Consider the following 8,940-nt stretch of genomic DNA (forward strand, 5'->3'; position numbering starts at 1 on the left):
GCCTCGAGCCATCGCTCGGGCTCCGCCATGGCGGCGGCGCGCGTCCCGGCGACGTTCACCAGCGACGTCGCCCAGCACGGGGGGCGTCCAGCGAGCTCACCGGCCACGATAGCGACCCGTGGGAACGCCTCGAGGGCGTGGCCCACCACCTTGCCCGTGAGCGACTGCGCGTCGAAGCGACCCTCGCCGGTGATGACGAGGTCGGCTCCCGGGGCGGCCGCGGCGAGGCCGGTGATGCGCGCGATCTCGGGCGCTCCGGGCAGCAGCGTGGCACCCCAGGCCAGCAGCGCGTAGCCCGCGCCGCCCGCCGCTCCCGCGCCGGGCGTGGTCGGGTCCGCACCCAGCCGCGCCGCCACCGCCTCGAGTCGCCGCTCGAGAAGAACGACGTCCGCCGGAGAGGCACCCTTCTGCGGGCCGAACACCGCGGCCGCGCCGGACGGCCCCAGCAGCGGCGCGCGCACATCGGTGAGCACCGTCGCGCCGCCGCGGGGCGGCCGCCTGCCCCCCACGGCCTCCAGCATCGGCAGCCCGCCGTCCGTGGACGCGGAACCTCCGATCGCCACCACCAGACGCTCGCAGCCCGCGTCCAGGGCCGCCGCGATGGTCTCCCCCACTCCGCGCGAGGTCGCGCCCAGCGGGTCGAGACGGGACATGAGCGGAAGACCCGCCACCGCCGCGAGCTCGACCACCGCGGTGCCGTCCCCGAGGTCGAGCCACACTCCGGGAACCGGCCGCCCAGCGGGGCCGGTGACGGGACCCGCATCGCGGAGGCGGGCACCGGGCACGGCAGCGCGGATCGCGTCGAGCGTGCCTTCGCCGCCATCCGCCTGCGGCAGCTCGATCACCTCGTCTCCGGGCCGCTCGGACGTCCAGCCGCGCGCGATGGCCGCGGCGACCCGATGCGCCGGACAGGTGCCCTTGAAGGAGTCGGGAGCGATCACCACCCGCGCCGCGTGGCTCACCCTCGGCCCTGGCGGGCCCGTGCGACCACCCGGCCGCGCTGGGACCGCGGGAATCGGTCGAGCATGGAGCGGATCTGGGCAGCGGTCGCATCGGATCCGAAGATCTCCGTGGGCGGTTCGAAGGCGACGCCGGCGGCGAGCGGCCCGGCCACCACCGGATCGAACCCGAGCGCGTCCACCAGGGCCGCGACCGCCGCCACGTCCGCCGCATCGTCCCCCGCGATCGCGATCCCGCGACGGTCGGGCGCGCCCGCGGGGCGCCCCAGGTTCTCGAGCTCCCACACGCTCGCGTGGTTCAGCGCCTTCACCACGCGTGAACCGGCGAGGAAGGCCTGCACAGTCTCCGATGTCGACGTCGCCGGGTCGTCGAGGTCCGGCCGCGCGCCGTCCAGCTCCCACCAGTGATTCATGGCGTCCACCACCAGCCGCCCGCGCAGCGCCTCGACGGGCAGGGTGCGGTAGCGGCTCATCGGCACCGCGAGGATCACCACGTCGCTGGCGCAGGCCTCCGCCGGATCGTCCGTGGACGATGCCGTCCGCACCTCCAGCCCGGCGCGCTCCGCGAGCGCGGCGAACACCGTTCCGACTCGACCGACGCCGAGGACGCCGACGGACCTGGGAGGGGGTGCATCGTCCACCCTCCGCACGCTACCCGCCTACAGCCGCGTGACCTCGACCACGGCGTACACGCCGTCCTGCGTGAGGCAGGCCATCGCGTCCATGACCGGGATGTCGGCGCGCGCCAACAGGCCGGCGATCTCCTCGAGGCTGCGGGTGGGGCCCGAGGGCCACACCACGGCCGGGCCGTCGGCGCTGGCGGGCCGGCTCGTCAGCATGACCGAGAAGACGAGCGAACCACCGGGGCGGACCAAGGAGTACGCGCGGGACAGCGGCGCCGCGGCATCGTCGAGCGGCCGCCCCTCGAGCAGCCCGAGCGCCTCGACCAGGTCTTGGGACTCACGCCCCAGTCGAGCGAGCGGCTCGTCAAGGGTGGAATCGGCAACCATGAATGCGTGCGCGGCGGGGTCGATCCCGTGCGAAAGCGCGACGCGCTTGCTCGCGTCGATCGCGTCCGAGCAGGTGTCGACGAACGTCGCTGCGAGCCGGGTTCCGGTCCGCAGCGCCTCGGACATCGAGCTCACGAGCGGGAACGCCGGCCCGCATGACAGGCTGCACCAGCGCACGATCGACGCCACGTCGACCACGGACCGCAGCGCGAGCCACTGCAGCACGCGAGCCCGGATGCGCAGGGCCTTCGCGTCGGCCGCGACGGTGAGATAGCGCCGCGACGCCTCGTCGACGTCGGGCCCGGTGAACAGATCGTCCGACTCGGACAGCCGCGACAGCCGCGGCGCGCCAGGGACGTAGATGTTGGGCAACGCGGCAGGCGTACCCAGGCGCCGCTCCCAGTCGGAGAACGCCGCGGACGACGCCTCGGACGGGTGCTCGTTCGCGTCGAGCGGCGGGGAGTCGTCGGACTCGTCCCCCACCGCAAGCTCCAGGACCCTCAGTCCTGACGTGTCGATGCGCGCGCCCATGACCAGCACGTCGCGCGCTACAAAGGTCGACGGCCCCTCAGCCGTACGCACCATTCTGTTCCCCTCCGCGTCCTCCGCCGTTCGGCGGTCCCCCAGGAATGCGAAACCGGCGGGTGCGCCACCGGCTACGACTACTGATCGTAGGCACGGCCACCCGGAACCACAAGAGGCGGAATATTGGCCCGCAGCGACGGAATGATGCGGTCGACACGCCGCGGGGGATCGATTTCGCCGCGCGCATCGACCCCGCCCCTCACGTGGACGACAATGGTGGACATGTCAGACGACCTCGCCACCCGGGACGCGCGGGCCCTGCCCGACCGCTCCCCCGCGCCCGCCTCGATGGACCTCGCGCGCCGCAACACGGTGGTCATCTGGGTCCTGATCGTCTCGGCCTTCGTGGTGATCCTCAACGAGACGGTCATGGGCGTCGCGATCCCGCACCTCATGACCGACCTGGGAATCACGGCCGTCGCGGCGCAGTGGCTCACCACGGCGTTCCTGCTGACGATGGCGGTGGTGATCCCCGTCACCGGGTTCCTGCTCCAGCGTTTCCACACCCGTCCGCTGTTCATCACGGCGATGGCTCTGTTCAGCGCCGGCACGTTGATCGCCGCGCTCGCGCCGGGCTTCGAGGTCCTGCTGGTCGCGCGGGTGATCCAGGCCGGCGGCACTGCGATCATGTTCCCGCTGCTCATCACCACGGTGATGCAGCTCGAGCCCCCCGCCACCCGTGGCCGCCGCATGGGCTCGATCTCGGTGGTCATCGCCGTGGCCCCCGCGATCGGACCCACCATCTCCGGCCTGATCCTCAGCGCCTTCTCGTGGCGGTTCATGTTCGTCTTCGTGCTACCCATCGCCGTGGCCGTCCTGGCGGTCGGCTGGAGGCTGATGCGGAACGTCACCGAACCGCGGGACGCACCCATCGACCTGCTCTCCGTGGCGCTGTCCGCGGTCGGCTTCGGCGGGGTGGTGTTCGGGCTCAGCCGCGCGGGCGAATCGGCCGCGGGCGGCGTGTCGGCCTCGAGCGTCGCGGCGATCACGGTGGGCGCGCTCGGCGTCGGCCTGTTCATCTGGCGGCAGTTGGTGCTGCAGCGGATCGACGACGCACTGCTGGACCTGCGGACGTTCCGGGTACCCACGTTCGCAGTCTCGGTCGGGATGTTCGTGGTGCTGATGATGTCGTTGTTCGGCGCCCTGATCCTGCTGCCCCTCTTCATGCAGGGCGTACTCGGCCTCTCCGTGCTGCAGAGCGGACTGATCCTGCTCCCCGGGGGGCTCGCGATGGGGCTGCTCGCGCCGCTGATCGGACGCGCCTACGACCGGATCGGTCCGCGGCCCTTGCTGGTGCCGGGCGCGGTGATCGTGGCGGCGGTGCTCTGGACCCTGTCGACCATCCTGGGACCGGACACGCCATGGTGGCAGGTGGTGGCGGCGCACGTGGCCTTCAGCATCGGCCTCGCGCTGATGTTCACGCCGCTCTTCACCGCCAGCCTGGGCTCCCTGCCGCCGCGCCTGTACTCCCACGGCTCCGCCACGGTGTCCGCGCTGCAGCAGGTCGCGGCGGCCGCCGGCACCGCTCTCTTCATCTCGACCATGGCGGCGGTCACGATCGCTCAGGTCGGGGCGGGCGCCGACGAGTCCGCCGCGCTGGCCTCCGGGATCCGGGCGGCGCTGCTCATCGGCGCCGTGCTCGCGACGGTCGCTATCGCGGGCGCGTTCTTCATCCGGAAGCCGGACGTCGAGCCCAGCACCCTCCCGGCCGGTCACTGAACTCCCTGCTCCCCGCAAGGCGCGGGGGCCCGCGGCCCGATCAACCGAGCGGACGCACCGCCACCGACAGCAGCACGTCGTCGCCGCCGGTCCACGCGACCACGACCTCGAGACCACGGCCCTCGAGCCGCCGGAAGCCGCCGTCGTTCTGCTCCGTCGACCCGATGATGGCGAACCCGGCGTCCACCAGCGAGTCCACGTACTCCTGCGCCGCCTCGGCGCTCGGCGCGCGCACCGCGAGGTCGTACGAGTCGCCCGTCTCGATCACCAGGTAGATCTCGCCGTCGGGCGTCGGGACCGCTGCGGGCCAGCTGTCGGGTATCTCGCTCGAAGTGATGGTTGCCGGCTCGTCGGACGACGACCCGTCCGGTGTGGCGTCGCCCCCACCCGTGGTCCCGGGCGTCGGCGATGCCTCGCCCGTGGGCTCGACGGTCGCGTCACCGTCGGGCTGTTCCACGGATGCGGTGGGCGCCCCGCTGGGCCCCGGACTGCCGTCGAGATCGTTCGTCGCGCCGCTACAGCCCACGAGCACCGCCGCCATTACTGCCGCCAGTGCCGCCGCACCCACCCTCATTTTTCGCATGGCCATCGCCCCCCACTTCGAGGGTCGACCAGGGCGCGCCCGCTGTCAACCACCCAGTTTCAGGTGACGAACCGGCACGCGTCGCCCGGCTCGGTCGCCGCCTGCACTCGAGCACGCATGTCATCGGACATCTCGGGCAATGCTGTGAGGTCGAACCACGCGGCCTCCGTGTTCTCCCCGTCGGCGGGGAACGGCTCGCCGCTGACGTACCGGAAGCGGAAGGTGAGATCCAGGTACTGAGACCGGTCGCCGTTCGCATAGGTCATGGGCGGCAGCGCGTGGACGCGCACCAGGGCCTCCGCCGTCGCCACCACATCCGCCTCCTCGAGGCACTCCCGGGCGCCGGCCACGGCGGGCTCCTCGCCCGGGTCGACGATTCCGGTGACCGGCGTCCATGCGCCGTTGTCCGCCCGCCGCACCAGCAGCACCTCGCGCCCGCCCGCCCCGTCGGGCGCGGGTCGCAGCACCACCGCGGTCACTCCCGGCAGCCACAGCAGGTCCGTGCCGATCCTGGATCGCAGGTGGAGGATGAAGTCGGGCGTCGCCATGGCGCCCACCGTATCGCGGCCGCTCGAGCGGCCCGGTGGACGATGCGCGGGCTCAGGCGTCGACCACGGCCCAGGCGCCGCGCTTGGCCTGACGGCCATCGCCGGACGACCTTCCCGAGAGCCGCCGCGCAGCCCACGGCAGCACGTAGCGACCAACGTAGGCGGCTTGGGCGAGCACCCCGGGACCCCCCGGGTCCCCGGCGGGAGCCGCCGGGAGGGGGACCTGCACGCCGAGGCTCGCGAGCACACGCGCCGCCACCCGGGAGTGCCCGAGCGCATTGAGGTGGAGACGGTCGGAGGACCAGTAGGCCGCGCGCCGCATCTCCCGATCGCGGTAGGTGTCGACCACGGTGACGTGGGCGCGATCCACGACGATGCGGTCCACCATGTCCATCATCGCGTCCGCGCGCTCCGCGAACACCCGGCCGCGCGGCAACCGTTCGCTCGGGTCGGGTCCCGACAGCAGCACGAGCCGCACGCCCGCCTCGCCGCTGAGATCCACCACGCGAGTGAGGAGCCGCTCGATGCGACCAGCGTCCCATTCCGCCCTGAGCATGTCATTGCCGCCGCCGTTGAAGGTCATGAGATCAGCGCGGGGCGCCAGGGCGAGCGCGGCATCGCACTGGTCGGTCGCGATGGATTCGAGCAGCCGGCCGCGGACGGCGAGGTTCGCGTAGTGGACGGGACCGTCCGATGCGGCCGCGAGCCCGAGCGCCACCAGGTCCGCCCATCCGCGCACGCCGCCTCCCGGCAGCGGGTCGCCCACGCCCTCGGTGAAGCTGTCACCGATCGCCACATATCTCACGTCTGCCGACACTACCGCGAGACGCCGCCTCGTTAGGGTGGTGGCGTGACCTCCCCGACCGGCCATTGGCGGCGCCGTGCCGTCTTCATCGACGTCGACGGTACCTACGCGCATCAGGGCCGAGTGCCCGCCGGCCACGCCGACGCCGTGAGCAGGGTCCGGGCGGCCGGACACCTCGTGTTCCTGTGCACGGGCCGCCCGATGTCGCTGCTCCCGCCGCACGTGACCGCGGCGGGATTCGACGGCGTGGTGGCCGGCGCCGGCGCCTACGTGTCGTGGGGCGATGAGGTCCTCCTGGACACCCGATTCCCTGCCGAGCTCGCTGCGCGCGCGATCACGGTGCTCGATGCCCATGGCGCCCTGTTCTTCCTCGAGGCCCCCGAGGCGACGCACGCGCGCCGGGCCGTCATCGAGGCGATGCGCCACTTCGGCTCCGCGCAGGCGCGCGCCGACGTGGATCCGGATGCGGACGCGGGCGGGGAGGACCTCGGGCGAGACGACGTGACCAACGCGCTGCGGGCCACCGAGGACCTGGGCGGCATCGCGTTCGGCAAGATCACGAGCCTCTACGCGCGGACGCCATTGGGCGAGATCGCCGCGGAGATCGGACCCGAGGTGAGCGTCCTCACCAGCTCGATGGCCGAGCTGGGCCCGGGTGCTGGCGAGATCTTCCTTGCTCAGACGCACAAGGCCGTGGGCATCGAAGCCATGCTCGCGCGGCTAGGCATGGCCCGCGAGGACGTGGTGGCCGCGGGCGACGGGCCCAATGATCTCGAGATGCTCGCCTTCGCGGGCACGGCCGTCGTGATCGAGGGGTCGTCGCCCGAGCTGCTCGCGCATGCGGATGTGGTCGCCGCGCCGCCCGAGCGCGAGGGCCTGGTAGCGGCCTTCGCGACCCTCGGGCTCCTCGCCCGCTGACCCGCCGAGGGCCGCCGGAGGCTCTCACCGAGTGACGCGCAATGCTCGTGCGGCGTCGTGCACGAGCACCGAGACTCACGAGTCGGTTCGGCGCCGACGCGCGCCCACCACGTGATGCACCCCTGAGGTCCGAGTGAGACACTTCGATGGCGAGTCTCACATTCTGTGGAAGTCGTAGGCGTCGACCAGGAGGTAGTCGTGGCGGGGAATGTGAACGACGGAGGTTCGGGTAGCCCCGAAACCTCCTCGCCGTTGGTGAGGCAGATCAACGGAGGCAACTGGTTCCCGCAGCAGGAGGCGGAGTCGTTGCGTGCGGAGCTGGTCTACCAGCGAGCGGTTCATGCGTACGTCACGATGCTCCCGGCGTTGAATGTGATCGGGATGCGCGACGGGTCCGAGGCCGAATTCGGCAGTGGCTACCACGTGCTGCCCATCTGGAAGGACCGGATGGACAGTCGCACCTGGGTCCCCACCCCGAATGCCGACGTCATCTACGCGATGAGCTATCTCGACCTGAAGGAGACCGGGCCGTTGGTGGTGAATGCGCCACCCAACGTGATCGGCATGTTCACCGACTTCTTCCAGCGCACCATCACGGACGTCGGGGCCATCGGACCCGACCGCGCGCGCGGCGGGCTCTACCTGCTGCTGCCCCCCGGCTATGACGGCCACGTCCCGGGCGGGTACTACACGTTCACGTCGTCGACGTACAACGTGTTCCTGTTCTTCCGCACCCTCATGGGTCAGGGGGACGGGGCTCCTGAACCGGCGGCCGGGGTCGCGGTCGCTGAGCGCACTCGGGTCTTTCCGTTGTGGACGCCGGAGAAGAGCGCGAAGCTGATGGAGTTTCCGAACGCCAGCGGCCGCCGGATCGACATGATGTACCCGACCGACTTCTCCTTCTGGACCAAGCTCAAAGAGTTCGTCGACTACGAACCGGTCTCAGCCATCGATCCCGAGCTTCGGGGAGTGCTCGCCTCGATCGGGATCATCAAGGGCGAGCCCTTCGACCCGCCAGAGTGGCTCCGCGTTCAGCTTGACCGGGCACTCGCCGATGCGCCGCGGATGATCCTCGCGACCTCCCAGTTGGGCCGCGACGACCAACGCAACCTCTATTACGACGACCGTAGGTGGCAGGTGGCGTGGGCCGGCGGAACCGCCGAGTGGATGCAGCAGAGCTATCTGGATGTCAACACCCGTGCCAGGTTCTTCCAGTACGCATATTCCTCCGCGCCCGCAATGAACATCCACAGCACCGGGGCGGGATCGAAGTACCCGTTCACCTACCACGATGCCGACGGCGAGTTCCTCCGGGGCAGCGGTACCTACAAGCTGCGTCTTCCACCCGAGCCGCCCGCCGGGCTCTTCTGGGCCACGACGGCCTACAACGTCACCGACGGCACCATGCCCGAGACCGACCAGCTCCTGCCCTCGACCAACAGCTACTACGACATTCCCAAGAACGCCGACGGCTCGATTGAGATCTGGTTCGGCCCGCGGAGGCCTGAGGAGGCGGTACCCGCCGCCTTCATTCAGACCGTTCCGGGCCGCGACTTCATCGTCGCGTTGCGCCTGTACGGCACCGGGCTCGCCTTCTACGACCAGACGTGGCGCCCCGACGACATCGTCAGGGTCCGCTGAGGGTCGCTCGGGAGTCCCGCTCCGGCGAACGGGTGCACCCGCAGTGCCGGGGAAACACAGAAGCCGCCCCGAAGGGCGGCCTCTGCTTCAGTGCTGTCTCAACACTAAGTGGAGCTGAGGGGACTCGAACCCCTGACCCCCTGCATGCCATGCAGGTGCGCTACCAGCTGCG

9 protein-coding genes are annotated in these 8,940 nt (G+C 71.4%); 3 read left to right on the plus strand and 6 right to left on the minus strand.

Annotated elements, in window-relative coordinates; genetic code table 11:
• From Q0L54_RS08400 to Q0L54_RS08410, 3 genes are all read right to left on the minus strand, one after another.
• Positions 1 to 962: glycerate kinase (locus Q0L54_RS08400; RefSeq protein WP_296667100.1), on the minus strand; the 962-nt coding region annotated here is incomplete at its 3' end.
• Entirely contained in the window at positions 959 to 1,600 is a 642-nt protein-coding gene (locus tag Q0L54_RS08405; protein WP_296667103.1) for an NADP oxidoreductase, read from the minus strand. The genes Q0L54_RS08400 and Q0L54_RS08405, both read right to left, overlap by 4 nt.
• Positions 1,601 to 1,618: 18 nt before the next feature.
• Positions 1,619 to 2,554: a hypothetical protein gene (locus Q0L54_RS08410; RefSeq protein ID WP_296667105.1), complete on the minus strand. Its 936-nt coding sequence runs from the start codon at positions 2,552 to 2,554 to the stop codon at positions 1,619 to 1,621.
• 222 nt (positions 2,555 to 2,776) lie between these two features.
• Between Q0L54_RS08410 and Q0L54_RS08415 the strand changes: the two genes are divergently transcribed.
• Positions 2,777 to 4,273, plus strand: coding sequence for a DHA2 family efflux MFS transporter permease subunit (locus Q0L54_RS08415; protein ID WP_296667108.1), 1,497 nt, complete (start codon positions 2,777 to 2,779; stop codon positions 4,271 to 4,273).
• A 40-nt stretch (positions 4,274 to 4,313) separates the two neighbouring features.
• Here the strand turns inward: Q0L54_RS08415 and Q0L54_RS08420 are convergent, their stop codons facing one another.
• Genes Q0L54_RS08420 through Q0L54_RS08430 form a run of 3 tightly spaced genes read right to left on the minus strand, consistent with a single transcriptional unit; the run spans position 4,314 to position 6,200 of the window.
• Positions 4,314 to 4,856, minus strand: coding sequence for a hypothetical protein (locus Q0L54_RS08420; RefSeq protein WP_296667110.1), 543 nt, complete (start codon positions 4,854 to 4,856; stop codon positions 4,314 to 4,316).
• A gap of 59 nt (positions 4,857 to 4,915) precedes the next feature.
• Positions 4,916 to 5,404 (minus strand): NUDIX domain-containing protein, encoded by a 489-nt coding sequence (locus tag Q0L54_RS08425; RefSeq protein ID WP_296667112.1) that lies wholly within the window; start codon positions 5,402 to 5,404, stop codon positions 4,916 to 4,918.
• Between the two features lie 52 nt (positions 5,405 to 5,456).
• Positions 5,457 to 6,200, minus strand: a complete 744-nt coding sequence (locus Q0L54_RS08430) for an SGNH/GDSL hydrolase family protein (RefSeq protein WP_366937950.1) — start codon at positions 6,198 to 6,200, stop codon at positions 5,457 to 5,459.
• A 54-nt stretch (positions 6,201 to 6,254) separates the two neighbouring features.
• Between Q0L54_RS08430 and Q0L54_RS08435 the strand changes: the two genes are divergently transcribed.
• Both Q0L54_RS08435 and Q0L54_RS08440 read left to right on the plus strand, forming a co-directional pair.
• Positions 6,255 to 7,127 carry an HAD hydrolase family protein gene (locus Q0L54_RS08435; RefSeq protein ID WP_296667117.1) on the plus strand — a complete coding sequence of 291 codons (873 nt, stop codon included), beginning with the start codon at positions 6,255 to 6,257 and terminating at the stop codon, positions 7,125 to 7,127.
• 255 nt (positions 7,128 to 7,382) lie between these two features.
• A complete protein-coding gene (locus tag Q0L54_RS08440) occupies positions 7,383 to 8,768 on the plus strand; it encodes a DUF1254 domain-containing protein (protein ID WP_296667119.1) in 1,386 nt (461 codons plus the stop codon).
• Positions 8,769 to 8,940: the final 172 nt, after the last annotated feature.

It is taken from the genome of Demequina sp. (assembly GCF_024642165.1).
In the GTDB taxonomy this organism is placed as follows: domain Bacteria; phylum Actinomycetota; class Actinomycetes; order Actinomycetales; family Demequinaceae; genus Demequina.

Excerpts from the sequence above, each read along its gene's own strand:
- Q0L54_RS08410 (WP_296667105.1), bottom strand. The coding sequence starts at position 2,554 with ATGGTGCGTACGGCTGAGGGGCCGTCGACCTTTGTAGCGCGCGACGTG.
- Q0L54_RS08415 (WP_296667108.1), top strand. The coding sequence starts at position 2,777 with ATGTCAGACGACCTCGCCACCCGGGACGCGCGGGCCCTGCCCGACCGC.
- Q0L54_RS08420 (WP_296667110.1), bottom strand. The coding sequence starts at position 4,856 with ATGCGAAAAATGAGGGTGGGTGCGGCGGCACTGGCGGCAGTAATGGCG.
- Q0L54_RS08425 (WP_296667112.1), bottom strand. The coding sequence starts at position 5,404 with ATGGCGACGCCCGACTTCATCCTCCACCTGCGATCCAGGATCGGCACG.